Here is a 25,701-nt window from a genome sequence, read left to right on the forward strand (position 1 = left end):
CTCGGCGGTGACCAACTCTTTCGAGTGAGAGATACGGCTCCCGACCAGGCTCCTCTACCTGATCACGGCCCCCGTGCGGGCGGAAATACGAGGATCGGGGACGCACAGCCCACCATTCGGCGGTATGAAGGGCGTGCGCATCCGCGGGCGTATCAGAACGAACGCGCGCACCGTACGTCACACGGTGTAACGTCAGCACCTTTTGAGCACCTTTTCAGCGAAGCCGCAGAAGCCGTAGAGGGTAGAGGAGCGCACCGGTGAGTCAGCCGGAGATGCAGCCTGGGGGGCCGGCCCGGGAGGAGGGCGGCACCGCGCCGCTGGATGATCTGACCGGACGGGCGTTCCCGCTCGGCGACTGGGGGGAGCCCGCGGTCCGCCTCGACGAGCTCTACCGGTGGGTGGAGGCCGACGCCCTGCGCACGGCCGAGTGGTACCTCGCGGACCGTGCCCGCAAGCGCCGCTGGGCCCGGCTGCTGCGCCTCGGCACGGCGCTGGGCGCGATCTCGGGGACGGCCCTGCCGCTGCTCGACCTGACGGGCGCGGTGTCCGGGGCCGCCGCCTGGGGATACGTCTCCCTGTTGCTGGCCGCGGCCTGCACGGCCTGCGACCGGTACTTCGGCCTCACCGCGGGCTGGATGCGCGACGTCGCCACGGCTCAGGCGGTGCAGCACCGGCTGCAGGCGCTCCAGTTCGACTGGGCGTCCGAGAGCGTGCGGGAGGTGCTGGGCCCGACGGAGGGCACGGCGAGCGAGGCGGCCGAGCGCTGCCTGGGAGTGCTGCGCCGCTTCTCGGAGGACCTCTCGGCACTGGTCCGTACGGAGACGGCGGACTGGATGACCGACTTCCGGGCGGGCCCGGCGCCGCTGCGGCTGACGTCCTCGTCACCCGCCCGGCCGGAGGCGGGGCCCCCGTCGCAGTCCGCGGGAGTGATCCAGGGCCGCTTCCCGCTGCCTCCGGGCACCCGCCCGAACATGCCCCGGCAGCGGCCCCCGGAGCCGCCGCGCTGACAACCGCGCGGGGCCCGGGGTACGCCGGGTCGCCGGTCCGGGTGCGCCCCGTCGCCGTGCTGCGTACGCACGTGCCGGGTGCGCCCCGTCGCCGTGCTGCGTACGCACGTGCCGGGTGCGCCCGGTCACCGGCCGTCCGGACGCCGGGAGCGCCCGGACGCCGTGCCGCGTACGCACGAGCCGGGTGCGCCCGGTCGCCGGGAGCGCCCGGACACCGTGCCGAACCGGCGCCGGGCACCCGGCGGGAGCAGCGGGGGCAGAGTGCGGCGGGCCCGATGTGCGTTGTGCGTCAGTCCAGGTCCAGTACCGCGGCCGCCTGATCGGCCATCGCGGCCTCGCCCGCCGCGTTCGGGTGCACCGGGACGATGTTGGTGCCGAACAGGAGCGGTTCGATCCAGCGGGTACCCCTCGGGCTGCACGCGTCGTGGCCCTTCGACACCTCGGCCATGTCGACGAAGGTGACGCCCGTTTCGGCGGCGGCCTTCTCGACGGCCGCGTTCAGGTCCGTCTGCATCTGGTGCAGGTAGGGCACGTCGCCCTTGGCGACCGGCATCTTGAGGAAGCAGCCGGGGACGGCCCGCTCGGGCACGATCCAGGGGTAGCCGAGGATCGCGACCTCAGCCTTCGGCGACCTGGATCTGATCTCGTTCAGGGCCGTCCTGACGGCGGGATACGTCTTCTCGGCGATCTCGTCGGAGAAGCGGCTGCCGTAGTGGTCCTTGCAGGGGCTGCCCTGACCGGCCGAGAGCGTGCCGAGGGCGCCGCAGGCGAGGATGGCGCTGATGAACGTGTTGTTGTCGTTGCCGCCGATGGTCAGCGTCACGAGGTCGGTGTCGCTGCCGAGCGCGTCGAACTGCGGGGCGACACCCGGGTACTGAGCCTGCGTGAAGTGCTCGGTCTTCGCGCCGCCGCACGTGACGTCCGTGAGGCGCGCGCCGGTCCGGGTGGCGAGCAGGTGCGGGTAGTTCCTGGTGGTGCGGAAGCACAGGGGCGAGGCGTCCGGGTCGAGCGGGAGGACGCCCGAACCGGCGCTGTAACTGTCCCCGAGGGCGACGTAGTTCACCGGTTCGGCGGTGGCGTGGGCGGGGGCGGCGGTACCCAGCCCGAGTGCGGCGGTCCCGGCGGCCGCGAGGACCACCGACAGGGCTCTTTTCTTGACGTGGAACGGCATGGGGGGCGGCTCCTTCAGGCGAATGGTGCGGCTCTGGCATGCTCCGGCGCTCTGGGCACCGGTTCACGGAGCCACGACCTGCGCGCCGGGGCGCGTTCACCCGATCGGTGCGAGAAGCGTAGGAGGGCATCGAACCCGCCGCCCCTGTGACGGAATCCCAACCCTTGACAGTTTTTTCGTGAGCCGTCACCAACACCCGCGACCTGATGTGTGCTTGCCGCCACGCACAACGGCTCCGGGGCGCGTGCCCCGGAGCCGTCGAGATGAGCGGATCGTGCGTCAGGTGACGTACTCGTAGCCCTGCCAGCCGCTCGCGATCTTCGCGCGGACCGCGAAGGTCGACGTACCGCTGCGGCCGGTGGCCGTGTATCGGTAGACGTCACCGGCGCCGTTGACGCCAATGAGGTCGGCGCGGCCGTCACCGGTCATGTCGCCGGGCGAGGCGAGGTGGGTGTACGTGTTCCAGCCGCCGCCGATCAGGACGCGGGTCGCGAACGGCGCGGTGGCGGAACCGGTGCCCTTGTACAGGTACAGCTCGCCGTTGTACTTCCGCGCGATCAGATCGGGACGGCCGTCACCGCTGTGGTCTCCGCCGCTGACGAGCAGGTCGTAGACCCCCCAACCGCCGCCGACCCGGACCCGGTTGTCGAGCGGCTGGGTCGAGACGTCCTTCCTGCTCTTGTGGAGGTACAGGGAGCCGTCGAACCCGAGGCCCACCACGTCGCCCTTGCCGTCCCCGGTGAGGTCACCGGGGCCGGCGATGGTCCAGTACCTGTTCCACTCCTCGCCCTGGCCGAGATAGCCCACCCCTTCGGCCCACGCGTAGCCGGGGCCGATCTCGACGAGATGCGCCCGGTCCTTCTCGTCGAGCGCGCTGCTGAGCGTGCCCTCGAAGTAGCCCTTGTGGTAGGTGCCGCTCGGCACGGGGGTGCCGAGACGCCCGTTGGCCGGCGTGGGCCACCAGCGGATGTCGTTGTTCCCGTCGATGGTCACCAGCTCGTGCTTGCCGTACGCGGGCACACCACCGCCGCCCGCGTACAGCCGGACCGACTGCGCCCCGCTGCTGTGCACCGTGCGCGGGGCGAACTTGCCGCCCCCGGAGGCCGGATAGCGGTACACGGCCCCGTCGGGCGTGCGCGCGAGGAAGTCCGCGCGGCCGTCCACGTTCAGGTCGTCGGCGACGATCAGCTGGTTGAACATCTGGAAGCCGTAGCCGACCTTGACCCGCGTCCTGAACGGTGCCCCGGTCGAGGAACCCGTGCCCTTGTAGAAGTACAGGTCGCCGGCCACGGTCCGGCCGAGAATGTCGCCGATCCGGTCGCCGTCGACGTCTCCGGTGCCCACGAGCTGGTCGTACGTCTGCCAGCCCGAGCCCACCTGGGCGCGGGTGGCGAAGAAGCCCGATGTGCCGTTGCTCCGGTAGATGTACAGCACGCCCTCGGGGGTGCGTCCGAGGACGTCCGGCCGGCCGTCGCCGGTCACATCGCCCGGCGAGAGGATCTTGTTGAACATCTGCCAGCCGGTGCCGATGGGGTACCGGTACGTAGTGCCGCCGGTTCCGGACGCCTCGTGCGCCGTCAGCTCACCGTTGGACCACAGCGCCAGCAGGTCGGGGGCCGAGGTGCCGTAGAGATTGCCCACCGGAACGATGTCCTTGGGCCGGTTCTCGGCGTCGGTGTTCTGGCCGACGGTGAAGGGCGAGGCCGTCCTGGTGCCGCTCAGCACAATGCGGGTCGTGCCGTCGGTCGTGCGCTCGAGGCGGTCCGTGACGCCGTCACCGTCGACGTCGTAGCGCGGTGCCGGGGCCGCGGCGGCCCCGGCCGTTTCGGACACCGGAGCCGCCGCCGTCGCGGCCGGGCTGCCGACCAAGGTGACGGCGACGAGGCTGGTGCCCACACCCGCGGCAACAATCGCCGACCGCAGCCGCGTCTTGCGTGAACGGATCACAGTGCCCCTCCCATGGCGCGACCGCGCACGGGCGCAGTCTCCGCGGACGAGGGGCCGCCTCAAGGGCCCCACCCAGGTCAGCACCCTCGTCCGAAACGCGCGGAGCATAGCAGGGGGGATGACACCCGGGCTCCGGTGTCCGTCGGACCGGACCCGACGGCGTCCTTAGGGGCGCGCGGCAGCGAGCGGCGTGCGCTTGTGCCGGCTGCCCGTCGGCTCAGCGCCTGCGGCCGGACGTCAGGGCCCGTGTCAGGATCGGCGGGAGCAGGTCCCGGGCCAGGCGGCGGGCCGGGGAGCGGCGCGCGGGAGGCGCCGCCGGTGAGGGTACGGGAGCCGGCGGCGGGGCGACAGGTGCCGGCTCCGGCTCGCGGTCCGGCTGCGGGAGCGGCCCGTGGCGGGAGACCGGCGGGGCCGGCGGCTTGGCCTTGGGGCCCTTGATACGGATCAGGGGCAGGCCCGCGACCTCCTCCACGCCGTGCCACACGTCCGTGCGCGTCGCCAGGAAGCCCAGCAGCGCCTCGGTGAACGGGGCCGGGTCGCCCCACGTCCCGTACAGCTTGCTGCCGGTGATCACGACGGGCTTGAGGCCGGTCGTCGGCACCGCGCCCCACACCGCCGCCGAGACGCCCGGGCAGTGCTCGGCCCGGAAGTCGTCGAAGGCCACGATGCCGTCGGGGAGCAGGAGTTCACGCGCCGCCGCCACGTCGCCGTGCACGTGCTCGTACAGATGGGAGGCGTCGACGTGGAGGAAGCGGCAGGTGGCCGGTGCGACGCGGGAGGTGATGACGGACGTGGGGGCCTGCACCACCGTGGGCAGCTCGTCGTGGAAGGAGAGGTAGTTGGCCTCGAAGGCGCGGCGGGTCAGCGTCGCGTACGAGCGGTCCATCTCCGCGCTGTTGGGGTCGTCCGGCGCCTCGGAGTCGAACAGGTCGCAGACGGTGAAGGTCTCTCCTTCCCGCAGATAGCCGCCGAGGAAGATCGCGCTCTTGCCCATGTAGGCGCCGAGCTCCAGAAGGTCACCCTTCAGATCTGTGTCTCTCTGACGGGTCAGGAACCAGTCGAAGATCAGCTGATCGACCGGCCAGAACCAGCCTTTGACGTCCGCGAACCGCTCCGGCCTGGGAAGTTCCTCCGCGGCCGTCCCCTCGGAGGGGGTACTTGTCTGCGACATGCCCCGGTCCTACCGGAGGAAGGTGTCCGGCATCCGTCCGCCGTGTGTCCTGCGGTCGTCGGGCGTGTGACCGGGCACCTCCCGTCCACCGGGACGCGGGTCCGGCGGCGACGCCGTCAGCTGAAGATGATCATCGAGCCCTGCCCGAGGCTCCGTGTCGCCGCCGCGTGCAGCCCCAGCCACACATACCGCTCCCGCGCGAACGGACTCTCGTCGTACGGGATCGGACCGGCGGGCTCCTCCAGGGCGGTGGGACGCTCCGGCGGCTCCGGCGCGGCCGGCGGGTTCGCCGGGTCGATGCCGATCGCGGGTGCCACGTACTCCAGTTCGCGCAGCAGGCCCTGGGTGGAGCCCAACGGACCGCCGCCCTCCAGGAGTTCGTCGTTGAACAGCGGCGCGGGGAAGTCCACCGGGACGTAGGCGCCCGCGTGGTCGTAGTGCCACACCAGGTGCGACTGCTGCGCCGTCGACTCGAACATCTCCAGCAACTGCTCGTAGTCGCCGCCGAGTTCGTCGACGGGCGTCACCGCGAGACCGCACAGCTGCAGGAGGTAGGCGCGCCGCAGGAAGTGCAGCGCGTCGTAGTCGAAGCCGGCGACCGGTGCGACGTCGCCCGACAGGCCCGGCATGTAGGCGAAGACGGGCACGGTGGGCAGACCGGCGCCGGTCAGTGCCTTGTCGTAGGAGGCGATCTCTTCGGCGAAGGGGTTGTCGGGGCTGTGGCACAGCACGTCGACAAGGGGGACCAGCCACAGGTCACAGGCCAAGGGAAGGCTCGCTCTCAGCGGTACGGACGAGGGTTCTCCCCCTGGCCTCGCCAGGGGGCAGTGGGACGCGGACGGTGGACGGGACAGCGTAATGCCGTGCGCAGGACCGGCGAAGAGGGCCCTCACCGCATGCCGCCTTCCGCCCCCACGTCCCATACCCATACCCCGGCCACGCGCTCGCCCGGCCTGCCCAGCAGTTTCGTGACCGTCTCGTAGAGGGCCCGCTCGTGGTACTGCGGCGGCAGCACCACCACGCCGGCCTTCCAGGCGGCGAGGTCCGCGCGGGCCTGCGCCTGCCACTTGGGGCCGATCACGGGGACCCGGCCGGTGTTGCGGACCTCGGAGAGCAGGTTGGAGGTGTGCCGGGGCGTCGCCCCGTAGATCCCGATGCGGTCGGGGCCCCACGGGCCGTTGAAGTAGCCGCCGGCGACCGGGAATCCGAGGCCGGACGCCGACTGCCAGTACAGGGCGTCCGCGCTGCCCGGCGTCGGCAGCGGCACGGTGACCAGCGACTCGCCCTCGCCGAGGTAGGAGCGGTACGCGCCGTGGGTGATGAAGCCGGGCACCTCCGCCCGCTCCCGGACCGGGTACGGGGTCGGGAGCACCGGCACCAGCGCCGCCGCCAGCGCGGCGAAGCCCGCTGCCCGCAGGCCCCAGGAGCGGTGCTCCGCCGTCGCGAGGCGGTCGGCGGCGAGGGCGAGCAGCATGCCGAGCACGGGCGCGCACACCATCGCCACCCGCGACTCGATGACCGACTCGAACAGCGGCTGGTGCGCGAGCGCCCGCCAGGGCCCGGTGAGCACGATGTCCGTGTACGGGATGCGGAACTTCGGTCCGAGCGACAGGAACGCGGCGGCCACCGCCGTGAACGCCAGCGCCTTCACGACCGCCAGCCGCCACCACTGGAACACCAGCGCGGCGCTCAGCGCGATCAGCGGCCAGCCGAAGAAGGCGTTCTGCTCGGTGCGGTTCATCGCGAGCGGATCGGCGCCCGCGTCCGAGCCGAGCAGGGCACGGCCCGAGAACTGCAGGAACGCGAGCGGGCTGTTGCCCGCGTTGTCGCCGTGCAGCACGCTCTTGTAGCTCTGCGGCCCGAAGAACTGCCAGCCCAGCGGGAACGCCACCAGTGGCAGGCACACCAGCAGCGCGATCCCGAGCCCGCGCAGCAGCGGCCGCCACGCCGCCCGGGCCACGTCGCGCCGCGCGAGCGCGTACGACAGGGCGAACAGCAGCATCCCCACGGCGGCGAGCAGCAGCGGCTCCTCGCCGAGGAAGATCTGGTACGTCGCGAACAGGCCGAGGAGCACGCCGTCGCGGACCACGTTCCGGCCCTCGCACAGCCGCAGCGCCCGGTCGACGATCAGCGGCAGCATGAACAGGACGAGGAAGTTCGGGTGGGCGTGGCCGTGCGAGATCATCGGCGGCGCGAAGGCGGCGAAGGCGCCGCCGAGCGCGGCGGCGGCTCTGTTGCGCACCAGCCGCCGGGCGATCAGCCAGTACCAGGAGACGGCGGTCGCGGTGAGCCCGAGGGTGAGGACGAGCGCCCAGGTGACGGTCGGCCCGAAGGCCAGCGTGACGGGTGTCAGGGGGACGGACAGCCCCAGCATGACCGTGTTGGCCATCAGGTTCACGCCGTCGGGATATCCCTGGAGGGTGGTGAACAGCGGATTGCGCAGGTGCGTGACGTTGTCGGCGGTGACCGCGAAGAACCACTCCCACTGGTTCTGGTCCTGGCCGGCGTCGCGCAGGTAGCCCCGGTCGAGGTCCGCCCACAGCCCCTTGTAGAGCAGGACGGACGCGAGGAGGAAGAGCCCGGCGACGGCGAGGTCCGCGCGGCGCACGGCACGGGTGCGCAGCCGCAGCAGCTCCAGCAGCACCTTGCCGTAGTCGGCGGGGCCGACCTTCGATCCGGCGACGTGCGACCAGCGCACCGGGACCTCGGTCACGGGCCAGCCCGCGCGGTGGAAGAAGCGCAGGATCTCGACGTCGATGCCCCACCCGGTGAGCTGCGAGTCGGCGAAGGCGGCACGGGCCTTGTCGCCGTCGAAGAGCTTGAAGCCGCACTGGGTGTCGCGGATGCCGGGCACCGCCACGAGGCGTATGAGCCGGTTGCCCATGCGGCCGAGGCACTCGCGCACGCGCCGCTGGTGCACCTCGATCCGGGCGTCGGGGTGGGCGCGGGAGCCGATGGCGGCCGCGGCGCCGGTGGCGGCGAGCTCGTCGTCGAGGCGGGCCAGCTCGTCGATGGGGGCGGCGAGATCGGCGTCGGTGAACAGCACCCGCCGCCCATAGGAGGCGAGGACGCCCATGCGCAGGGCGTGGCCCTTGCCCCGGTTGGTCCGGCTCGACACGAGCTGGATGCGGGGCTCCTCGGCCGCCGCCTCCTGGGCGATCTTCGCGGTGGCGTCGGTGGAGCCGTCGTCGACGACGATCAGCTCCCACTCGCCCCAGCGCGCGGGGTCGGCGCGCAGGAAGGCGCAGATGGCGGCCAGCGTCGGGCCGAGGCGTACCTCCTCGTTGTACGCGGGTACGACGACGCTCAGGTCCACGCTCACCGCTCGCGCCGGCCGTGGGGTACGCGGGCCGGGGCCGGGGCCGGGCGGCCACCGGCGGCACCGGACCCGTCGGCGGGGGCCGGTCCGCGTTCGAGCCGGTCCGCCCAGGCCAGCGCGTGCGCGTTGCAGGCGTGGATCTCCGCGCGCACGGCCTCCGCGTCACCGTGGGTCACCGCGTCCACCACCTTCTCGTGGCCGCTCCACAGCCACTCCGCCGGCGCCGGGTCGGACCGCAGGTACGGGACGGCGAACACCCACGCCTGCACCCGCAACCGGTGCAGGAACTCGGAGATGTAGTGGTTGGTCACGAGCGCGCCGAGCTCGCGCCAGAACCGCAGGTCGTAGCCGATCAGGATGTCGAGGTCACCGGCGCGGGCCGCCCGCGCGGCCTCCTCGGCCCGGCGGCGCACGGACAGCAGGGCCTGGGCACTCGGGGCCGCGGAGCAGCGCTCCGTGCGCTGCCGGAAGACGCCGTCGACCACCATCGAGCGCGCCTCGACCATCGTGCGGTAGTCGTCGACGGAGAACCGGTGCACCTTGAAGCCTCGGTGCTGGTCCGAATCGAGCAGCCCCTGTGCGGACAGGTCCACGAGCGCCTCGCGCACGGGCGTCGCGGAGACGCCGTACTGGTCGGCTATCTGCCGGACCGTGAACTCCTGCCCGGGCTGGAGCCGCCCGGCGAGCACCTCGTCACGCAGCGCGTCCGCGATCTGCTGCCGCAGGGTGCTGCGGGTGACGGCGGTGCCGCCGCCGCTGGCGTTGCCGGGCATCGTGGTGGCCTTCTCCTTCTGCTTCGGTTCCGGACACGATAGGCCAGGGGCGTGGCGGGGTCGTGGGGCATGGAGCCCGCACCGTGACGGAAGCGAGGCGGATGTGACGGATGTGTTCAAACCGGCCGACGGCGACGGAGCCCCGGTGTCCGGGGCCGGCCGGGCCGCCGAGGTCCGCACGGCGTTCGAGGGGCTGCTGCAGATCCGCCGTGTGACCAACGCGACGGCCGCGGACCCGGCGGCGGTCCCCGCGCCCTGGGAGCTGCACCGCATGGTGCGCGCGGTGTCCCTGGCCCTGGAGGCGGCGGGCTTCCCGCCTTCGGCGGTCGACGCCGAGGGCGCGAGGACGGCGACCGGCTACCGCGTGCGTCCCGGCGAGCGCCCGGCCACGGTGTGCGTGGAGTGGCTGGGCCCGCCGGGCGGCGGCGCGGCACAGGCCGAGGAGGCCGAGCTGACGGCGTGCGCGGCGGCCCTGGGACGCCTCGGCTGGGAGGCGCTGCTCTACCGGGGCCCGCGGCGCCGGCGCTTCCTGGAGGTGGAACGGGGGGTGTGAGCGTCCGCCGGGGGGCGCGCCGGGGGCCCGAGCAGGCTCCGGCGCCAGGGCCCGGAGGCCCAAGCAGGCCCCGGCGGCCGGGCCCGGAGACCCAAGAGCTGCGGCCGAGCCGACGCGGCGGGCATCAGCCGGCTTCACGGCAGCGCAGGCGCGCGGGCGCGTGCGCTGCCGGTCGCCCGGACTCCGGGAAGCGGCCGACTCTCACCCGGAGAGGCTACGAGGCGACCGACGCCCCGCGCCCCGCGGCCGACTCGACGCGCCCTGCGGCCGGCTCGCCGGCCCCCGCGCGGAACGTCTGGCGGTACGCCATCGGCGACACCCCGGTCAGCGCGGCCATGTGCTGGCGCAGCGACGCCGCCGTCCCGAAGCCCGACTCGGCCGCGACCCGGTCCACCGGCAGGTCCGTCGTCTCCAGCAGGCGGCGGGCGTGCTCGACGCGCCGGCCGGTCAGCCACTGGACCGGTGTCATGCCGACCTCCTCGCGGAAGCGGCGGGAGAAGGTGCGCACGCTCATCCGGGCGTGCGCCGCCAGTTCGGCGAGGGTGAGCGGGTGGTCCAGGCGGCCGAGGGCCCAGGCGCGCGTCGCGGAGGTCGACGCGGCGGACGGCGGCGGTACGGGCCGTTCGATGAACTGGGCCTGGCCCCCGTCCCGCCACGGCGGCACGACGCACAGCCGCGCCACCCGGTTGGCGACCTCGCTGCCGTGGTCGCGGCGCAGCAGGTGCAGGCACAGGTCCACCCCGGCGGCGACGCCCGCGGCCGTCAGCACGTCGCCGTCGTCGACGAACAGCACGCCCGGGTCCACCTCGACCCCGGGGAAGGCGCGCTGGAACTCCTCCGCGTCGTTCCAGTGCGTGGTGGCACGGCGGCCGTCGAGCAGGCCCGCGGTGGCGAGGACGTACGAGGCGGTGCAGAGGGACACGACGCGGGCGCCGGGGCGCAGCGTCGTGAGGGCCGTGGCGAGCGGCGCGGGCAGCCACTCCTGGGGCCGGTCGGGGCCGCAGGTGAACGGCGGGACGACGAGCGTGTCCGCCGTCGCGAGCGCGTCGAGCCCGTGCTCGACGGTGACGGAGAAGTCGGCGCTGGTGCGCACCGTGCCGCCGTCGATGCCGCAGGTGATCACCTCGTACAGCGGTTCGCCGCCCGGCCCTTGGGCGGTGCCGAAGATCCGGACCGGGATGCTCATCTCGAAGGGGTAGACGCCGTCGAGCGCGAGGACGACGACCCGGTGCGGGGCGGAAGAGGCCATGGCCAGATCCTTGCACATCATGGCCATCCGGCCACTCGTATACGGCTTTCCGCTGCCGCAGGGTGGATCCCGGGCCCCGGACGGGGTCGATTCCCTTGACGAGGAGCGGACATGATGAGGGCCATCAGGCAGGACACACTGGGCGGACCGGACGTGCTCAAGGTCGTCGAGACCGGCCGTCCCGAGCCCGGCCCCTCGGAGGTCCTGGTGCGGGTCCACGCCGCCGGGGTCAACCCCACGGACTGGTGGCACCGTTCGACGGGCGGGCTGCTCGGCGAGGGGCGCCCGGTGCCGCTCGGCTGGGACGTGTCCGGCGTCGTGGAGGCCGTCGGCCTGGGCGTGACGATGTACCGGCCCGGCGACGAGGTGTTCGGCATGCCCCGGCTGCCCGAACCGGCGGGCGCGTACGCCGAGTTCATGACGTCCCCGGCCCGCCACCTGGCCCGCAAGCCGGCCGGGATCACGCACGTGGAGGCCGCCGCACTGCCGGTCGCCGCGCTCACCGCCTGGCAGTCGCTGGTCGACACCGCCGGCGTACGCCCCGGCCATCGCGTACTGGTGCACGCGGCGGCGGGCGGCGTGGGACACCTGGCCGTCCAGATCGCCAAGGCGCGGGGCGCGTACGTGATCGGCACGGCGAGCGCGGCCAAGCACGCCTTCGTGCGAGGGCTCGGCGCCGACGAGGTCGTCGACTACCGGACCACGGACTTCACCGAGGCCGTCGCGGACATGGACGTGGTCCTGGACACCGTGGGCGGCGCGTACGGGCCGCGCTCACTGGACGTGCTCCGGCCGGGCGGCATGCTGGTCTCCCTCGCCTCGCCCGCTGAGGCACACCTCGCGGGGGAGGCCGAACAGCGGGGGCTGCGCGCCGGTTTCACGATCGTGGAGCCCGACAACGGCGGGCTGCGGGAGATCGCCGCGCTGGTCGAGTCGGGCAGGCTGCGGGTGCACGTGGACACGGTGCTGCCGCTGGAACAGGCCGGCAAGGCGCACGAGATCGGCGAGACGGGCCGGACGCAGGGGAAGACCGTGCTCACGGTGGCGTGAGCGGACCCAAAGAGGCCCGAGGGCCGCCGCCGCGCGGGCGACGGCCCTCGAAGCCGTGGTGGCCGGTGCCTAGTACAGGCCGGTGTACGTGTTCCAGCCGGTGCCGATGCTCACCCTGGGCTTGAAGCCGCCCTTGCCGTCGGAGTCGTAGCGGTAGAGCGTGCCGCCGCTGGTCCGCGCGACGAGGTCCGCGCGGCCGTCGCCGTTCATGTCGCCCGGCGCCGCCAGCTTGGTGTACTGGCCCCAGCCGGAGCCGATCAGCTTCTTCGCCTTGAACGGGGCGGAGGCCACGCCCGTGCCCTCGTACAGGTACAGGCTGCCGTCCTTGGCGCGCGCGATCAGGTCCGCACGGCCGTCGCCGGAGATGTCACCGGCGCCGACGAGCACGTTGAACTGGCCCCAGCCGGAGCCGATCCGCTGCTTGGCGGCGAAGCCGCTGCCGGTGCCGTGACCCCGGTAGAGGTACAGCACGCCGGAGCCGTCGCGGGCCACGATGTCGCCCTTGCCGTCGCCCGAGAGGTCACCGGGGCCGACAAGGGTGTTGTAGACGCCCCAGCCGCCGCCGATGTCGTAGATGCCGCCCGACGAGTGGTCGAAGTTGTAGAGGTGGCCGTTGTAGACCTCGAACAGGTCGGCGTAGCTGTCGTCGTCGAGCGAGGAGAAGTACGACAGCTTCGAGCCCTTGAACCCGCCGTCCGCGCTGGCCTTGATACGCGGGGCGAACTGGCCGTTGTTCCGGTCGTAGTAGTAGTAGAGGGTCCCGTGGGTGTCGAGGCCGAACATCTCGTCCTTGCCCCACGAGGGGAGGCTGCTGCCGTTGGCGAACCGGCTCAGCATGTGCCAGCCGCTGCCGAGCTTCACGCGGGGCTGGAAGGCGCCCGTGCCGGTGGAGGCGTACTGGTAGAGGTCGCCGTTGTACGCGCGGGCGATGAGGTCGGCGTTGCCGTCCTCGTCGAGGTCGTCGATGCTGAACAGCGTGTTGAAGATGTTCCAGCCGCTGCCGACCTTGACCTTGTCCTTGAAGGGACGCGTGGCCTCGCCGGTGCCGCTGTAGAAGTAGAGCTCACCGGCGGTGTTGCGGGCGAACAGGTCGGCGATGGCGTCGTTGTTGACGTCGTTCAGGCCGACGAGCTGGTCGAACTGGCCCCAGCCCGTGCCGACCTTGACCCGGGACCCGAGCGGGCTGGAGGCGCTGGTGGTGCCCGGGTACAGGTAGAGGTCGCCGACGGGGGTACGCGCGAGCACGTCACCGATCTCGTCGCCGGTCAGGTCACCGGGCGAGAAGACCTTGTTGTAGATCTGCCAGCCGTGCCCCGACCAGAAGTTGCTCGGGTAGTACAGGTCGTTCGTGTACGCCGAGAGCCGTCCGGCGGCCGTCAGCGTGAAGTGGACCGGGCCGCTCGGGTTGAGGCCGGACGCGGTGAAGACGTCCTTGTAGACCTGGGTGCCGGTCTCGCCCGAGACGTGGTAGGAGAGCTCGTGACTCTCGGCACCGGTGTCGACGTACACGGTCCCGCCGAGGTCCTGGAGGATCAGGTCGGACCAGCCGTCGCCGTCCACGTCGCTGCGCGGCTTGGCGAGCGGCGCGCCCGTCTCCTGGGCGCTGAACGCGCCGCGGTTCACGTCCGGGCGCGGCAGGTCGAGGCTGGGCGGCTGGGCGGCGTCGCGGGCCTTGAGCCGCTCGACCGTACGGTTCGGCGCCGGGGTCTCGTCCGCCTGGGCCGCCGGGGCCGCCAGCAGCATGCCGGCGGCCAGGGCGAGCGCGGTGCAGGCGGCGAGGCGCACGTGCGCGCGGGTGTTTCTGCGCGGACCGGCCGCGGCGCGGCCGGATTCCATGGAAGTCAAGGTCCCCCCTCGAAGGGTGTCACCTGCACGGCCGCTCCGCGGCGCGGCGCGTGGGCGCGCGCCCATGGGGGATGTGGAGACGGCGGTGCAAGGAAGCGAGCACCGGTATAGACGTGCGAGGTGGGGCAAGGGATGTACAGGTGAGGCAACTTTTTCGCGGCGGCGCACGGCAGGGAGAGCGGCAGATGCGTACCGCCTTCGGCGGTGTCCGCAAAGTCCCCTACGGCCTGGCGGCCGCGGGAGGGACCCCCAGACGGGCTGGTGACGCCCTGCGGCATCACCGGCCCCGCCGACGCCGGAGGCGCGGGGGCCGGGGCGCAGCCCCGGCCACGGGCCCGGGGGCCGAGTCCCCGGTCAGGCCACCCACTCGTCGGCCACCGACAGCGCCGCGTCCAGGGCCGCCAGGCCCTCCTTGGCCTCGGACTCCGTCACGCTGCACGGCGGCACCGCGTGCATGCGGTTCATGTTGACGAAGGGCCACAGGCCGTTCTTCTTGCAGGCCGCGCCGAACGCCGCCATCGCCGCGTTCGCCTCTCCCGTCGCGTTGTACGGCACCAGCGGCTCGCGCGTCTCGCGGTCGCGGACCAGGTCCAGCGCCCAGAACGCGCCCGTGCCGCGCACCTCGCCCACCGACGGGTGACGCTCGGCCAGTTCGCGCAGGCCCGGGCCGAGGACCGTCTCGCCGATGCGGGCGGCGTGCTCGACGACCTTCTCCTCCTCCATGACCCGGATCGTGGCGACGGCGGCCGCACAGGCCAGCGGGTGGCCGGAGTACGTCAGGCCGCCCGGGTACGGGCGCTTGTCGAACGTCGCCGCGATCTCGGCCGAGATCGCGACGCCGCCCAGCGGCACGTACCCGGAGTTGACGCCCTTCGCGAACGTCATCAGGTCCGGCACCACGTCGAAGTGCTCGGCCGCGAACCACTTGCCCGTACGGCCGAAGCCCGCCATGACCTCGTCGAGCACGAAGACGATGCCGTAGCGGTCGCAGATCTCGCGGACGCCCGCGAGGTAGCCGGGCGGCGGGGTCATGATGCCGGCGGTGCCGGGAATGGTCTCCAGGATGATCGCCGCGACGGTCTGCGGGCCCTCGAAGGCGATGGTGTCCTCGAGGTGCGTCAGGGCGCGCTCGCACTCCTCCGCCTCCGTCGAGGAGTAGAAGGGCGAGCGGTAGAGGAACGGTCCCCAGAAGTGGACGACGCCCGCGGTGCCGTTGTCGTTGGCCCAGCGGCGCGGGTCGCCGGTGATGTTGATCGCGGTCGCCGTGCCGCCGTGGTACGAGCGGTAGGCCGAGAGCACCTTCGGGCGGCCCGTGTGGAGACGGGCCATGCGGACGGCGTTCTCGACGGCCTCGGCGCCGCCGTTGGTGAAGAAGATTTTGTCCAGGTCGCCCGGGGTCCGCTCGGCGATCAGCCGGGCCGCCTCGGAGCGGGGCTCGACCGCGAACGCGGGCGCGAAGGTGGCGAGCCTGCCCGCCTGCTCCTGTATCGCGGCGACGACCTTCGGGTGCTGGTACCCGATGTTGGTGTAGACGAGGCCGCTGGTGAAGTCGAGGTAGCGGTTCCCGTCGTAGTCCCAGAAGTACGAACCCTCGGCGCCGGCGACGGCGAGCGGGTCGATCAGTCCCTGGGCGGACCAGGAGTGGAACACGTGCGCGCGGTCCGCAGCCTTGACGGCGGCACCGGCCTGGGGATCGGCATGAGGGGTCATGCGGGCCAGCGTAGGGAACGGCAGCTGAGAGCCGACATGGCCACCTTGTATGACCTCGGCCTCCTTGCCTGGGCAGGGTGTCGGGCCACGTCCCCGCATTATTGACAGCATGCTGTCGACATGACAGGCTACTGTCATTGAACGTCGAGGAGGGCACCATGACCAGCAAGACCGTTCACCTGGCCGTGTACGACACCTACGCCGACTGGGAGACGGGCCACGCCACCGCCCACCTGGTGCAGAACGGCTTCACCGTGCGCACGGTCGGCCCCACGACCGAGCCCGTCACCACCATGGGCGGCGTCCGCATCCAGCCCGACCTGGCGCTGGACGTGCTGGACCCGGCCGACAGCGCGCTGCTGATCCTCACCGGCGCCTCGCTGTGGGACACCGGCGACAAGCTCGCCCCGTTCGCCGCGGCGGCGCGCACGTTCCTCGACGCGGGCGTCCCGGTCGCCGCCATCTGCGGCGCGACCGCCGGACTCGCCCGCGAGGGCCTCCTCGACGACCGCGCGCACACCAGCGCCGCCTCCTTCTACCTGGAGGCCACGGGCTACCGGGGCGGCGGGACGTACGTGGAGACGGACGCCGTGACCGACGGCGAGTTGATCACCGCGGGCCCGACCGAGCCGGTCGCCTTCGCCCGCGAGGTCTTCGCCCGGCTCGGGGTGTACGAAGGCCCGAAGCTGGACGCCTGGTACCGGCTCTTCCACGACTCGGACCCGGCGGCGTACGAGATCCTTTCGGCATGAGCACCCGCAGACCCGACAACCACCCGCAGGAATTGCTGACCCGTACGGCGCTCGGCGTCTTCCGGCTGAACGGCCAGTTCATCACCGTCTCGGACGGGTTGGCCCAGGCGGCCGGACTGACGGCGGCCCGCTGGCAGGTCCTCGGCGCGGTGCTGCGCGAGCCGCAGACCGTGGCCGGGATAGCCCGCACGATGGGCATCACGCGGCAGAGCGTGCAGCGCATCGCGGACCTGCTGGCCGATCAGGGGCTCGCGGAGTACGGCCCCAACCCGGCCCACCGCCGCGCGAAGCTGCTGCACGCGACGGAGGCGGGACGCGAGGCGATACGGAAGATCGACCCCGGCCACGCGCGACTCGCCCGCCGGCTGCTCGGCGAGCTCGGGGCGGAGGGGTTCGCGGAGACGGTGCGGGTGCTGGAACGGCTGACGAGGGCGATGGACGCGGTCGACCAGGAGACGGCGGCCGCGGAGGACGCGGCGGGCGCGTCGGTCACGTAGACCCTGGCGGCCACGCCGGAGGCGACGGACCCCGGCGGAGGCCGTCAACGATGCCGGACCCGGCGGAGGCACCGTACCCGGCAGCGCCCCGGACCGGGGGACCCGGCCGGCACGGCACTCGGCCGACGCTGCCGGGTCGCCGAACCGACGGATTCGGCGAACCCGGCCGCCACGGACCGGTCGTCGATCCCGGCGGACTCGGCCAGCACGGGTGCCTGAACGGGGCGGACTTCGCGGCCCCCGCCGCCCCCGGCGTACGGCACTATCCTCGGTCCGTCGACCATCGGACACGGGGGGGGCGCCGCGCTGCGGGCCGGCGGCCGGTGGGTCCCGTCTCCTCCTCCGAGTCGTCCGGATCCTCCGAGCCCTCGACGTCCGGCTCCACGAAGCCGGCCGACGACGCCAAGGGCCCTCCCCGTCCCCCTCCTCCTCGCCGTCCACCGCGACGGGCGGGGTCCCACAGGAGTACGCCGGCACCTGGCGCGGCACGTTCGACACCGCGGACGGCACCAACGTCCGGGAGATGACCATCACCCAGGGCGAGCGGGGGGAGCAGGTCATGACGCTGTCCGGCACCGGCCCGAGCTACGACTGCCGCTGGTCGGCCACGCTGCGCGCGCCGGGACCGCCGCTCGAACTGGGCCCGACATCGGTCACGTTCGGCGATCCGGTCTCCTGCTCGCCCGGCCGGTGGAGGCGCCTCGAGATGCCGGACGACCACACGGTCGTGCGCGAGCTGGTCGGCTCTGGCGGCGCGCCGGTCACGTACACGAAGACCGGCTGAGCGGGACCGGTCGAGAGGCTCAGCCCCAGCTCGCCGAGTGGAAACTCCGGAACTCGCGGCGCTCCTGCACCGAGACGATCCAGCGGGCGGAGACCAGGACGCCCAGGCTCAGTGCGATCACGCCAAGGCCCAGACGGGGATTGTCGAAGTCCACGATGCTCGTGACCTCCCGTGAGCCGCCGCCCGACGCACCGGAAGCACCCGCCGCAGCGGACCCCGAAGGCCCGGGCGGCCCGGAAGACCCGGCAGCCCCGTCCCCCGTACCGGAGGCGTCGCCGGATCCGTTCGCGCCCGGCGGGCGCGGCGGCCCGCCCGTCAGGTCCACGCCGAGCGCCTCCATGGCCGCGGTCACCGGCTGGAAGTACGTCGTACCGCCGCTGGTGCAGTCCCCGTCGCCGCCCGACGTCACGCCGAGCGCCAGTCCCTCCGAGAACAGCGGACCCCCGCTGTCCCCGGGCTCCGCGCACACCGTGGTCTCGATCAGGCCGGTGACCGTGCCCTCGGGGTAGTTCACCGTCGCGTTCACCGCCGTGACCTCGCCGGAACGGAAGCCGGTCGTGCTGCCGCTGCGGAACACCCGCTGCCCGACGACCGGGTCGGCCGCGCCCACGATCCGTACGCCCCGGCCGTCGCCGATCGAGGCGACGTTCGTGCGGTCGAGCGTGTCGGCGCTCTCGTACCGGACCAGGGAGTAGTCCTTGCCCGGAAAGTTGGCGTCGGTGGTGGTGCCGACCAGTTCGGCGCCCTGCCGGTCCTGGAACCAGGAGGTGCCCTCGGGCCCGCAGTGGCCCGCCGTCAGGATGTAGGTGTCCGTGCCGTCCGTGACGTTGAAGCCCGCAGAGCAGCGGCGCTGGTCGCCGAAGATCGGGGACGCGCCGCCGACCCTGGGGGTGAAGGCCCCCTGCGTGCGCTCCATGCGGACGTGGCCGCCGATCCGTTCGGCGAGGCCGGACAGCCGCGACCAGTCGGCGGCGGAGACCGTGCTGTCGGCCCGTACGGTGACCTCGTTGGACGCGTAGTCCACCGCCCAGGCCGTCCCGGCCACGCGGGGCGCGGCGCGCAGTGCCTCGGTGGCCGAGCGGAGCCGGTCCATGCTGTGGGTCACGATCCGGGCGTCCGCGCCGGCCGCGCGTACCTCCGCGGCGGCTTCGGCGTCGGTCACCGCGACGACCCTCCGCCCGTCGCCTGTCGTCCAACTCCCCGCCGTACGGGCCGTGCCGAGCGCCGCGACGGTGTTCGCCACGCTCTGCCCGTCCGCCGGTTCGCCCGCCATGGCGTCCGTGACCATCAGCCCGCCGCAGACCAGCCCGCCTGCGGCGGCCAGCCGGACCAGCCGCCGCAGCTTCCGTCGTGCGTGCCTCATACGCGGCCCCAAGGTCGTACCGTCCCGGTGTCACCCGCTCTATACGCGGCCGCGCGCCACACCGTTCACCGGCGGCCGCGCCGGACGGGCCGTGAACATGCCACCCGTTGCCCTGTGGAAGGATCGCCGCGTGGACGCCCTGACCCCCGACGACCCCACCCGGATCGGCCCCTTCCGTCTCATCGGCCGGCTCGGCACCGGTGGCATGGGCCGCGTGTACCTCGCCCGGTCCGAGGGCGGCCGTACCGTCGCCGTGAAGGTGGTGCACGCACAGCTGGCCGAACAGGACGAGTTCCGGCGGCGGTTCGCGCGCGAGGTCGCCGCGCTGGAGCAGGTCGGCGGAGCCGGGACCGCGCCCGTGATCGACTCCGACACGGCGGCCGACGCGCCCTGGGTGGCCCTCACCTACGTACCCGGCCCCTCCCTGCGGAACGTGGTCGGCGAGGAGTACGGCCCGCTGCCGGCCGCCACCGTCCTGGCGCTCGCGGGCAGGCTCGCCGACGCGCTCACGCACATCCACCGGGCCGGACTGGTGCACCGGGACCTCAAGCCGTCCAACATCCTGCTCACCGTCGACGGTCCCCGCATCATCGACTTCGGTATCGCGCGGGCCGTGGACACCGTCACGGACGGCGGGCTGACCAGCACCGGCGCGGTCGTCGGCTCGCCGGGCTTCATGTCGCCCGAGCAGGTGCGCGGCGAGAAGCTGACGCCCGCGTCGGACATCTTCTGCCTCGGCGCGGTCCTCGCGTACGCGGCGACCGGGCTGCCGCCCTTCGGCTCGGCGGACAGCGGCGCGCACGCGACCATGTTCCGCATCGCGCACGACGAGCCGGACCTCACCGGACTGCCGCCCGAGCTCGAACCGCTCGTCCGGGCCTGCCTGGACAAGGAACCGCAGCGCCGCCCGCCCGCCTCCGTGCTCGCCGCAGCCGACGACGGCGCCCCCGGAGCATGGCTGCCGGCCGACGTGCTGGCCCGCCTCGGCAGGAGCGCGGCCCGGCTGCTGGACGCCGACACCCCCGTGCCGGGCGCAGGTGACCCGACCCCCGCCGCCGACCCCGCGCCGCCGCGCAGCCCGCGCAGGGGTCGGATGCTCGCCGCCGTCCTCGCGGCGGCACTCGTCGCGGCCGGGGGCGTGAGCGCGGCGGTGTTCTGGCCGGAGAAGGAACCGGCGGACACCTCCACGGGACCGGGCACGGACGATCGCACCGCCGGGGACGTGCCGCAGTCCTTCGTGGGCGCCTGGGAGGGCGTCCTCGACGGCACGGCGGACGCCCCCTACTCCACGGGACGCATCGAGATCGCCCAGGGGCGTACGGGCCAGAAGACGGCCGTGTACGTGACCGTCACCGGCGAACGGCTGTGCATGGGGCGGTCCGTACTGGTGTCGGCGGACGCCGACCGGATCGTGTTCGGCGAGAGCGACGTGACGCTGAGCGTGCCGGAGAAGCAGTGCACCCCGGCCGCGCACCAGACGCTCACCGTCCGCTCGCCCGACGTCCTGGAGTGGACCTCGGGCGCGGCGACGGCGACGTTCCGGAAGGCGGGCGCCGGCCCGGAGGCGGTGCCCGCGACGTTCCTCGGCACCTGGACCGAGGACGAGTCCGGCGTCGAATGGGGCCCCGGGCAGGCGGAGTTGTTCGAACGCCGGGTCACCGTCACGCAGGGCCCCGTCGGGTCGGCCGTCGTCCGCTACGAGTCCGCGTCCCCGCGAACGGACGAGACGACGGGCGAGCCCGTCGGCGGCACCGTCACCTGCGCCTCCACCGCCGTTCTCGGCGGCGTCGGCGGCCTGGTGGTCGTCGGCCCGCCGGTCCGCGACGCGCAGGCGTCCGACCCGCAGTGCACGACGGACACGTCGTCGCAGAACCTGCGGATCGACCGCTTCGAGGGCAAGGAACGCCTCCTGGTGTACGGCATGAGCGCGGACGGCGAACCGGGCACTTACCTGCGGAGCTAGGCCCATCAGAGCGCCTGGGCGACCCGGGCGACGGTCCCGGCCGGCCTCGGAGAAGCCGACCGGAGAGGCCGCCGAACCCCGTGACTACGGCCGGCGCACCCCGCGGCCGCGTTGCCCCTGCGTCCGGCAGTCGGGCAGCTTGTGCTCGGCCGCACCGGCGACAGGCCAGTCGTCCAGCGCGAAGCACAGTTGTGCGTGCAGCATCTCCGCCTCCGCGGGCGTCAGACGCAGCGCGAGATCGCCGGCGAACGAACCGTCCCGCTGGAGCCACAGGTCGATGGCGAGCCGTCCGTCCGGCTCCCGACGCACGGGCTTGCTCGGCACCCGGCTGACCATCAGTCCTCTGTCGCGCGTCACGCCGCCACCCCCATGACCGGCATGCCGACCTCGTGCCCGTGGATGACCCACGGCCCCACGTCGACTCCGTCGAGGGCGAGTTCGAGCGCGTTGCGCCGCTCCTGCTGCTCATGGGCGACGAGGTAAGGGCGTACGAACGGGCCGGACGGGTTGAAGACGGGCGCTTCGTGCGCAATCGCGGCCCGTCGGCGCGCGGAGCACCAAGGGAGTTGGGGAGGCGCGGTGCGCACCGGCGGGGCGCGGGCTTGCGCAGCAGCGCGAAGAAGGCGCAGGCGAGTGCGCGATGGAGGGCATGCCGGATAACGTGGGTCATGCTGGCGCTCCTGTTGAGGGATGGCGTTGGCCACGCCCCGGGGTGCTGCTGACACCGCCGGGGCGCTTTCATGTGCGCACAACTCCGCTGCAGCAACAGCACGTTGCTGCGCACACACTGAGCGTATCCACTACATGCAGCATGGAACAACATGTTGCTTCATCTTGGCATATGCCGGACCTAGTCTTCTGAGTCAAGAATTCTGTTCAGATATATAAGCTTGTCTCATGGCACGGACGGGGCGGCCGAAGGCCGAGTTGACACTGTCGGACGAGGAACGGGCTGCACTCGAGGGGTGGGTGCGGCGTCGTTCTACGCCGCAGGCGTGGGCTTTGCGGTGCCGGATCATCCTGGCCTGCGCCGAGGGCGCCTCGAACAAGGATGTGGCTGCTCGACTCGGTTCCACACCTCATGCGGTGGGCCGCTGGCGAGCCCGGTTCGTGCAGTACCGGATTGCCGGCCTGGGTGACATGCCGCGTCCCGGCGGGCCCAGGACCGTGACGGACGAACAGGTCGCCGCGGTGGTCACCAGGACGTTGGAGTCCACACCGAAGAACGCAGCACACTGGTCGACTCGGTCGATGGCGAAGGAGATGGGCCTCTCGCAGTCGTCGGTGTCACGGATCTGGCGGGCGTTCGGACTGCAGCCGCACCGGTCGGAGACCTTCAAACTGTCAACCGATCCGTACTTCGTCGACAAGGTGCACGACGTCGTTGGGTTGTATCTGGACCCGCCCGAGCGCGCGTTGGCGTTCTGCGTGGATGAGAAATCGCAGACCCAGGCCCTGGACCGGTCTCAGCCCGTGCTGCCGATGATGCCCGGGGTTCCCGAGCGGGCGACCCACGACTACGTCCGCGCGGGCACCACCACACTGTTCGCGGCACTGGAGGTGGCCACCGGCAAAGTCATCGGCTCCCTGCACCGCCGGCACCGCGCCGAGGAGTTCAAGAAGTTCCTGATCAAGCTGGACAAGGAAGTGCCTGCCGGCCTGGATGTCCACCTGATCTGCGACAACTACGCCACTCACAAGACTCCCGCCGTCAAGAAGTGGCTGCTGGCTCATCCTCGGTTCCATCTGCACTTCACACCGACCGGCTCGTCCTGGCTGAACCTCGTCGAGCGATGGTTCGCCGAACTCACCAACAAGCAGATACGACGAGGCGTCCACAGGTCCGTCCAGGCCCTGGAGAAGGACATCCGCAAATGGATCGCAGCCTGGAACACCGACCCCAAGCCCTACGTCTGGACCAAGACCGCCGACGACATCCTCGAACGCCTCGCCTCATATCTGAACAGAATTCCCGACTCAGAACACTAGACCAGGTCGTCGAACTCCCCGGCCTTCGCGGCATCCAGAAAGGCTCGCAGCTTCTGACGGCTCGTGCGCACCACCACTGCGGGATCATCGCTCTCGCGCACCAGGATCTCGCCGTGCAACTCGGCCAGCTCAAGGCAGTTGCCACCCTGGTCGGAGAACGACGACTTCCGCCACTTGGCATCCGAGGTGTCCACCTGGTTCACGCCCTCACAGTTCTCGCAGCACGGAACGGATGAAGTCCTGGGATTCGCCAGGACCGAGCGCGCGCTGCTCCATACGATCCAGGACCGCACGGTAGTTCACCAGGTGGGTCTCCGCATGAAGGAAGGTCACGCCGGTCGGAACGTCGATCTGCACGGTGTCCAGGGCGGGCACCGGCCCCTGGGCGTATACGGTCGAACCGCCCGCATTGGGGATGCCGCCTGCGGCGAAGGGGATGATGCGGACGTTCACGTTCTTCCGGTCCGACTGGGCCAGCAGATGCTCCAGTTGGGTCGCCATCACCTGGCGGCCGCCGAACGACACGCGCAGCGCGGACTCGTGGATCAGGAAGGAACAGTCGACCCGGTTCGGTGCGTCGAGCACCACACTCCTGGCCCGCCGGAACTCCACCTGGTGCGCCAGGAAATCGGAGGTCATCGCAGGCACCGCTTCGGCGAACACCGCCCGCATGTAGTCGGGGTGCTGCAACAGGCCGGGCAGGTGCAGGGCCAACGAGTGGCGGAGCCCGCTCGCGTGGTGCTCCAGCTCGGCCAGGTCGAGCATGCCGGCGGACAAGACGTCCCGGTAGTCGTCCCACCAGTTCGTTCCTCGCTCACGCGCCATCGCGGCGAGGGCGTCGATGTACTCCGCGTCCGGGCACGCGTAGTTGGCGGCCCACACCCGCACCCGGTCACTGCTGACGCCGGAACGGGCCGACTCCGTATTGCTGACCGTGGTCCGGTCGGTGCGATGCAGGGCAGCGGCCTCGTTGATGGACAACCCCACATGCTCCCGCATGCGCCGCAGCTCCGCGCCCAGCCGGCGCTGTCGCTCCGTCGGCGGCTTCCTCGCAGCCATCGGCCACCCCCTTCCCGGCGCACAGACTAGTCGTGGGACGGGAAAAGGCGTCACGTCCCGCCCATGCGTGGGCCCCGGACACGACCGTGTCCGGGGCCCGCGCGGGTCCGTTCCTACAGGAACGAGTTGATCTCGATCGTCTCCGTGCGGCCCGGGCCGACGCCGATCGCGGAGATCGGCGCGCCCGACATCTCCTCCAGCGCCTTCACGTAGCCCTGCGCGTTCTTCGGCAGGTCGGAGAAGGTCTTCGCCTTGGTGATGTCCTCGGACCAGCCCGGAAGGTACTCGTACACCGGCTTCGCGTGGTGGAAGTCGGTCTGGCTGTACGGGAGCTCCTCGACGCGCTTGCCGTCGATCTCGTAGGCGACGCAGACCGGGATCTGCTCCCAGCCGGTCAGCACGTCCAGCTTGGTGAGGAAGAAGTCCGTGAGGCCGTTGACCCGGGTCGCGTAGCGTGCGATGACCGCGTCGAACCAGCCGCAGCGGCGATCGCGGCCGGTGGTGACGCCCCGCTCGCCGCCGATGCGGCGCAGCGCCTCGCCGTCCTCGTCGAACAGCTCCGTCGGGAACGGGCCCGCGCCGACGCGGGTCGTGTACGCCTTGAGGATGCCGATGACGCGGCTGATCTTCGTCGGTCCGACGCCCGCGCCGGTGCACGCACCGCCCGCGGTCGGGTTGGAGGAGGTGACGAAGGGGTACGTGCCGTGGTCGACGTCGAGCAGCGTGCCCTGGCCGCCCTCGAAGAGGACGACCTTGCCCTCGTCGATGGCGTTGTTCAGGATCAGCGTCGTGTCGGCGACGTACGGCCTGATCTGATCCGCGTAGCCCAGCATCTCCTCGACGATCCGGTCCGCCTCGATCGCGCGCCGGTTGAAGACCTTGGCGAGAAGCTGGTTCTTGTTCTCCAGCGCCGCCTCGACCTTCTGGGTCAGGATCGACTCGTCGTAGAGGTCCTGGACGCGGATGCCGACGCGGTTGATCTTGTCGGCGTACGTCGGGCCGATGCCGCGGCCGGTGGTGCCGATCTTGCGCTTGCCGAGGAACCGCTCCGTCACCTTGTCGAGGGTGACGTTGTACGGCGTGATCAGATGCGCGTTACCGCTGATCAGGAGCTTGGACGTGTCGACGCCGCGGTCGTTCAGCCCGCTCAGCTCGGAGAGCAGAACCGCCGGGTCCACGACGACGCCGTTGCCGATGACCGGAGTACATCCGGGCGAGAGGATTCCGGAAGGGAGGAGATGCAGCGCATACTTCTGGTCACCCACCACGACGGTGTGGCCGGCGTTGTTGCCACCCTGGTAACGCACCACATAGTCAACCGAACCACCGAGCAGGTCAGTGGCCTTTCCCTTGCCCTCGTCACCCCACTGAGCACCGAGCAGCACAAGTGCGGGCACAGGCGTACACCCCTTCCGGGCGGGGCAAGACCAAGGTCAGGGGGCCGAAGCCGTGCCTGAGTATTCGGACCGGTTGCCCCGGAATAGACGAAGCCCCTGGCG

At 72.1% G+C, this 25,701-nt stretch carries 23 protein-coding genes; 8 read left to right on the forward strand and 15 right to left on the reverse strand.

The window, feature by feature from the left end:
- Window positions 1-257 precede the first annotated feature (257 nt).
- Window positions 258-1,007, forward strand: coding sequence for an SLATT domain-containing protein (locus ACLB9X_RS11460; RefSeq protein ID WP_410360187.1), 750 nt, complete (start codon window positions 258-260; stop codon window positions 1,005-1,007).
- 289 nt (window positions 1,008-1,296) lie between these two features.
- Here ACLB9X_RS11460 and ACLB9X_RS11465 read toward each other — a convergent pair whose 3' ends face one another.
- The 6 genes from ACLB9X_RS11465 to ACLB9X_RS11490 all read right to left on the reverse strand — a co-directional run bounded on the left by ACLB9X_RS11465 (window position 1,297) and on the right by ACLB9X_RS11490 (window position 9,388).
- On the reverse strand, window positions 1,297-2,178 hold the full coding sequence (locus ACLB9X_RS11465; RefSeq protein WP_410360188.1) for an SGNH/GDSL hydrolase family protein: 882 nt from the start codon (window positions 2,176-2,178) through the stop codon (window positions 1,297-1,299).
- 279 nt (window positions 2,179-2,457) lie between these two features.
- A complete protein-coding gene (locus ACLB9X_RS11470) occupies window positions 2,458-4,125 on the reverse strand; it encodes an FG-GAP repeat domain-containing protein (protein ID WP_410360189.1) in 1,668 nt (555 codons plus the stop codon).
- A gap of 217 nt (window positions 4,126-4,342) precedes the next feature.
- A complete protein-coding gene (locus tag ACLB9X_RS11475) occupies window positions 4,343-5,296 on the reverse strand; it encodes a class I SAM-dependent methyltransferase (RefSeq protein ID WP_410360190.1) in 954 nt (317 codons plus the stop codon).
- A gap of 116 nt (window positions 5,297-5,412) precedes the next feature.
- Window positions 5,413-6,063, reverse strand: coding sequence for a hypothetical protein (locus ACLB9X_RS11480; RefSeq protein WP_410360191.1), 651 nt, complete (start codon window positions 6,061-6,063; stop codon window positions 5,413-5,415).
- Window positions 6,064-6,185: 122 nt separating this feature from the next.
- Complete coding sequence (locus ACLB9X_RS11485; RefSeq protein ID WP_410360192.1) at window positions 6,186-8,618, reverse strand: dolichyl-phosphate beta-glucosyltransferase; 2,433 nt, start codon at window positions 8,616-8,618, stop codon at window positions 6,186-6,188.
- Window positions 8,615-9,388, reverse strand: coding sequence for a GntR family transcriptional regulator (locus ACLB9X_RS11490; RefSeq protein ID WP_410360193.1), 774 nt, complete (start codon window positions 9,386-9,388; stop codon window positions 8,615-8,617). The genes ACLB9X_RS11485 and ACLB9X_RS11490 overlap by 4 nt, the downstream gene beginning before the upstream one ends.
- A gap of 103 nt (window positions 9,389-9,491) precedes the next feature.
- Between ACLB9X_RS11490 and ACLB9X_RS11495 the strand changes: the two genes are divergently transcribed.
- Window positions 9,492-9,941 carry a hypothetical protein gene (locus ACLB9X_RS11495; RefSeq protein ID WP_410360194.1) on the forward strand — a complete coding sequence of 150 codons (450 nt, stop codon included), beginning with the start codon at window positions 9,492-9,494 and terminating at the stop codon, window positions 9,939-9,941.
- 214 nt (window positions 9,942-10,155) lie between these two features.
- On the opposite strand, the gene ACLB9X_RS11500 is transcribed toward ACLB9X_RS11495, so the two are convergent.
- Complete coding sequence (locus ACLB9X_RS11500) at window positions 10,156-11,190, reverse strand: GlxA family transcriptional regulator (protein WP_410360195.1); 1,035 nt, start codon at window positions 11,188-11,190, stop codon at window positions 10,156-10,158.
- A 114-nt stretch (window positions 11,191-11,304) separates the two neighbouring features.
- Between ACLB9X_RS11500 and ACLB9X_RS11505 the strand changes: the two genes are divergently transcribed.
- Window positions 11,305-12,240 (forward strand): NADP-dependent oxidoreductase, encoded by a 936-nt coding sequence (locus ACLB9X_RS11505; RefSeq protein ID WP_410360526.1) that lies wholly within the window; start codon window positions 11,305-11,307, stop codon window positions 12,238-12,240.
- 69 nt (window positions 12,241-12,309) lie between these two features.
- Here the strand turns inward: ACLB9X_RS11505 and ACLB9X_RS11510 are convergent, their stop codons facing one another.
- Window positions 12,310-14,076, reverse strand: a complete 1,767-nt coding sequence (locus tag ACLB9X_RS11510) for an FG-GAP repeat domain-containing protein (RefSeq protein WP_410360527.1) — start codon at window positions 14,074-14,076, stop codon at window positions 12,310-12,312.
- Window positions 14,077-14,439: 363 nt separating this feature from the next.
- Window positions 14,440-15,795, reverse strand: a complete 1,356-nt coding sequence (locus ACLB9X_RS11515) for an aspartate aminotransferase family protein (RefSeq protein ID WP_410360196.1) — start codon at window positions 15,793-15,795, stop codon at window positions 14,440-14,442.
- A gap of 158 nt (window positions 15,796-15,953) precedes the next feature.
- On the opposite strand from ACLB9X_RS11515, the gene ACLB9X_RS11520 reads away from it, so the two are divergent.
- The 3 genes from ACLB9X_RS11520 (at window position 15,954) to ACLB9X_RS11530 (ending at window position 17,828) form a co-directional block, all read left to right on the forward strand.
- A complete protein-coding gene (locus ACLB9X_RS11520) occupies window positions 15,954-16,547 on the forward strand; it encodes a DJ-1/PfpI family protein (protein WP_410360197.1) in 594 nt (197 codons plus the stop codon).
- A complete protein-coding gene (locus ACLB9X_RS11525; protein WP_410360198.1) occupies window positions 16,544-17,044 on the forward strand; it encodes a MarR family winged helix-turn-helix transcriptional regulator in 501 nt (166 codons plus the stop codon). The genes ACLB9X_RS11520 and ACLB9X_RS11525 overlap by 4 nt, the downstream gene beginning before the upstream one ends.
- Before the next feature lie 523 nt (window positions 17,045-17,567).
- Window positions 17,568-17,828 carry a hypothetical protein gene (locus ACLB9X_RS11530; protein ID WP_410360199.1) on the forward strand — a complete coding sequence of 87 codons (261 nt, stop codon included), beginning with the start codon at window positions 17,568-17,570 and terminating at the stop codon, window positions 17,826-17,828.
- A gap of 19 nt (window positions 17,829-17,847) precedes the next feature.
- Here the strand turns inward: ACLB9X_RS11530 and ACLB9X_RS11535 are convergent, their stop codons facing one another.
- A complete protein-coding gene (locus ACLB9X_RS11535) occupies window positions 17,848-19,191 on the reverse strand; it encodes a S1 family peptidase (RefSeq protein ID WP_410360200.1) in 1,344 nt (447 codons plus the stop codon).
- A gap of 130 nt (window positions 19,192-19,321) precedes the next feature.
- Between ACLB9X_RS11535 and ACLB9X_RS11540 the strand changes: the two genes are divergently transcribed.
- Window positions 19,322-21,154, forward strand: a complete 1,833-nt coding sequence (locus tag ACLB9X_RS11540) for a serine/threonine-protein kinase (protein WP_410360201.1) — start codon at window positions 19,322-19,324, stop codon at window positions 21,152-21,154.
- An 84-nt stretch (window positions 21,155-21,238) separates the two neighbouring features.
- Here the strand turns inward: ACLB9X_RS11540 and ACLB9X_RS11545 are convergent, their stop codons facing one another.
- Window positions 21,239-21,511 carry a hypothetical protein gene (locus ACLB9X_RS11545; protein ID WP_410360202.1) on the reverse strand — a complete coding sequence of 91 codons (273 nt, stop codon included), beginning with the start codon at window positions 21,509-21,511 and terminating at the stop codon, window positions 21,239-21,241.
- Window positions 21,508-21,741: a hypothetical protein gene (locus ACLB9X_RS11550; RefSeq protein ID WP_410360203.1), complete on the reverse strand. Its 234-nt coding sequence runs from the start codon at window positions 21,739-21,741 to the stop codon at window positions 21,508-21,510. Before ACLB9X_RS11550 ends, ACLB9X_RS11545 begins: the two co-directional genes overlap by 4 nt.
- A 310-nt stretch (window positions 21,742-22,051) precedes the next feature.
- On the opposite strand from ACLB9X_RS11550, the gene ACLB9X_RS11555 reads away from it, so the two are divergent.
- Window positions 22,052-23,143: an IS630 family transposase gene (locus tag ACLB9X_RS11555; protein WP_410360204.1), complete on the forward strand. Its 1,092-nt coding sequence runs from the start codon at window positions 22,052-22,054 to the stop codon at window positions 23,141-23,143.
- On the opposite strand, the gene ACLB9X_RS11560 is transcribed toward ACLB9X_RS11555, so the two are convergent.
- From ACLB9X_RS11560 to ACLB9X_RS11570, 3 genes are all read right to left on the reverse strand, one after another.
- Entirely contained in the window at window positions 23,140-23,346 is a 207-nt protein-coding gene (locus ACLB9X_RS11560) for a DUF397 domain-containing protein (protein WP_410360205.1), read from the reverse strand. The genes ACLB9X_RS11555 and ACLB9X_RS11560 overlap by 4 nt on opposite strands.
- A gap of 4 nt (window positions 23,347-23,350) precedes the next feature.
- Window positions 23,351-24,202: a helix-turn-helix domain-containing protein gene (locus tag ACLB9X_RS11565; protein WP_410360206.1), complete on the reverse strand. Its 852-nt coding sequence runs from the start codon at window positions 24,200-24,202 to the stop codon at window positions 23,351-23,353.
- 113 nt (window positions 24,203-24,315) lie between these two features.
- Window positions 24,316-25,599, reverse strand: a complete 1,284-nt coding sequence (locus ACLB9X_RS11570; protein ID WP_410360207.1) for an adenylosuccinate synthase — start codon at window positions 25,597-25,599, stop codon at window positions 24,316-24,318.
- Window positions 25,600-25,701 lie beyond the last annotated feature (102 nt).

Origin of the sequence: Streptomyces sp. 5K101 (assembly GCF_046506645.1) — a bacterium.
Lineage (GTDB): Bacteria > Actinomycetota > Actinomycetes > Streptomycetales > Streptomycetaceae > Streptomyces.

Coding starts and splice junctions, on each gene's coding strand:
- ACLB9X_RS11530 (WP_410360199.1), top strand. CDS start 17,568: ATGACCATCACCCAGGGCGAGCGGGGGGAGCAGGTCATGACGCTGTCC.
- ACLB9X_RS11465 (WP_410360188.1), bottom strand. CDS start 2,178: ATGCCGTTCCACGTCAAGAAAAGAGCCCTGTCGGTGGTCCTCGCGGCC.
- ACLB9X_RS11565 (WP_410360206.1), bottom strand. CDS start 24,202: ATGGCTGCGAGGAAGCCGCCGACGGAGCGACAGCGCCGGCTGGGCGCG.
- ACLB9X_RS11505 (WP_410360526.1), top strand. CDS start 11,305: ATGAGGGCCATCAGGCAGGACACACTGGGCGGACCGGACGTGCTCAAG.
- ACLB9X_RS11515 (WP_410360196.1), bottom strand. CDS start 15,795: ATGACCCCTCATGCCGATCCCCAGGCCGGTGCCGCCGTCAAGGCTGCG.
- ACLB9X_RS11535 (WP_410360200.1), bottom strand. CDS start 19,191: ATGAGGCACGCACGACGGAAGCTGCGGCGGCTGGTCCGGCTGGCCGCC.
- ACLB9X_RS11490 (WP_410360193.1), bottom strand. CDS start 9,388: ATGCCCGGCAACGCCAGCGGCGGCGGCACCGCCGTCACCCGCAGCACC.
- ACLB9X_RS11475 (WP_410360190.1), bottom strand. CDS start 5,296: ATGTCGCAGACAAGTACCCCCTCCGAGGGGACGGCCGCGGAGGAACTT.
- ACLB9X_RS11500 (WP_410360195.1), bottom strand. CDS start 11,190: ATGGCCTCTTCCGCCCCGCACCGGGTCGTCGTCCTCGCGCTCGACGGC.
- ACLB9X_RS11525 (WP_410360198.1), top strand. CDS start 16,544: ATGAGCACCCGCAGACCCGACAACCACCCGCAGGAATTGCTGACCCGT.
- ACLB9X_RS11520 (WP_410360197.1), top strand. CDS start 15,954: ATGACCAGCAAGACCGTTCACCTGGCCGTGTACGACACCTACGCCGAC.
- ACLB9X_RS11510 (WP_410360527.1), bottom strand. CDS start 14,076: ATGGAATCCGGCCGCGCCGCGGCCGGTCCGCGCAGAAACACCCGCGCG.
- ACLB9X_RS11555 (WP_410360204.1), top strand. CDS start 22,052: ATGGCACGGACGGGGCGGCCGAAGGCCGAGTTGACACTGTCGGACGAG.